Here is a 1,205-nt window from a genome sequence, read left to right on the forward strand (position 1 = left end):
CCTCCGGACGGCCACCGACGTCCTCGCGGGCCTCCGCCGCGCGGACCCCCGCCTGCTGCTCACCGCCACCGAGGCCGAGCACCTCGCCCCCGGTGTCGCCGCCTGGCTGGAGCGGGAACTGACCCCCACCGCCGTACGCCACGCCCTGGCCGACGGCCTCCCCCGGCAGCCCCTGGCCCGCCCGGCCGCCTCCCTGGCCCACCGCCTGGCAGCCAAACTGCCACCCCTCCCGCCGTACCGCGCCCCCGAAGCGCCGACGCCCGCCTGGCACCCCATCCGGAACTGCGAAACCTGCGACCACGGCTACCGAGGCCCCGACCCCCGCCACTGCCAGGGGTGCGTGTCGGCCGGTATCGGCGAACCGTCCTCGTAGACGACGCGCGGAGGGCCCGGAAGACCGTATGTCTTCCGGGCCCCGCGTGACAGGACTGACGTCGGTGCTACTTGAGCAGGCACGCGCCCGTCGTGGTGGCCAGGGACGTCAGGAGGTTCTTCGCCGAGGTCTCCAGGCCCGTCGTGAGGGTCGGGGTCCAGTTGACCGTGGTCTTCAGGTCCTTGGAGGACGCGGCGTTGTAGGCGGCGACGAGGTCGGTCGTCGTGCCGTTGACCAGGTTGCCGGAGCCCTTGACCGAGCCGGTGCCGTCACCGCTGAGGAGCTTGGCGGCCTTCGCGCCGGACGGGAGCTTCCAGTAGTTGTTCTCCGCCACGACCTGGGCCTTGGCGCGCGAGTTGATGCTGTACTGCGCCGCGTAGCCGTTGAGGGGCGTCACGTCGTAGACGTTGTTGTAGATGTGGATCTGGCCGATGCGGGCCAGCGGGGCGCGCTGGATGATGCCCTTCCACACGTTGTGGTGGATGGAGACGCGCAGCTTGCCGACGCTGTCGGTGTCGCTGCTGCCGATCAGCATCGTCTTGTCGTGGTTGGTGAACTGGTTGTACGAGACGGTCACCAGGTCGGAGCCCTTGGTGATGTCGAGGGAGCCGTCGTGGATCTGGTACTCGCGGCCGTAGTACTTCGGGTTGGCGCTGTCCAGATGCGGGGCGTCGGTGAACGTGTTGTGGTCCGCCCACACGTGGGTCGCGCCACGCAGGGTGACCGAGTCGTAGTTGGAGTTCCAGTTGCCGGTGCTGCCGTCGGTCGGGTCCCACTGCGGGAAGCAGTCCTCGGTGGCGGCGAAGTTCATGTTGCGGACGATGACGTTGTC

The 1,205-nt window shown here is 69.5% G+C and carries 1 protein-coding gene and 1 pseudogene; one reads left to right on the forward strand and one right to left on the reverse strand.

Translation table 11 applies throughout. The features are described from left to right. Nucleotides 1–373 (forward strand): annotated as a pseudogene (locus BZL64_RS38795) (helix-turn-helix domain-containing protein); the annotation flags it as partial. A gap of 67 nt (nt 374–440) precedes the next feature. On the opposite strand, the gene BZL64_RS38800 reads toward BZL64_RS38795, so the two are convergent. Further along, a partial coding sequence (locus BZL64_RS38800) for a pectate lyase family protein (RefSeq protein ID WP_143663485.1) occupies nt 441–1,205 on the reverse strand: 765 nt, incomplete at its 5' end.

Origin of the sequence: Streptomyces bobili (assembly GCF_002154575.1) — a bacterium.
GTDB classification, from domain to species: Bacteria; Actinomycetota; Actinomycetes; order Streptomycetales; family Streptomycetaceae; genus Streptomyces; species Streptomyces bobili.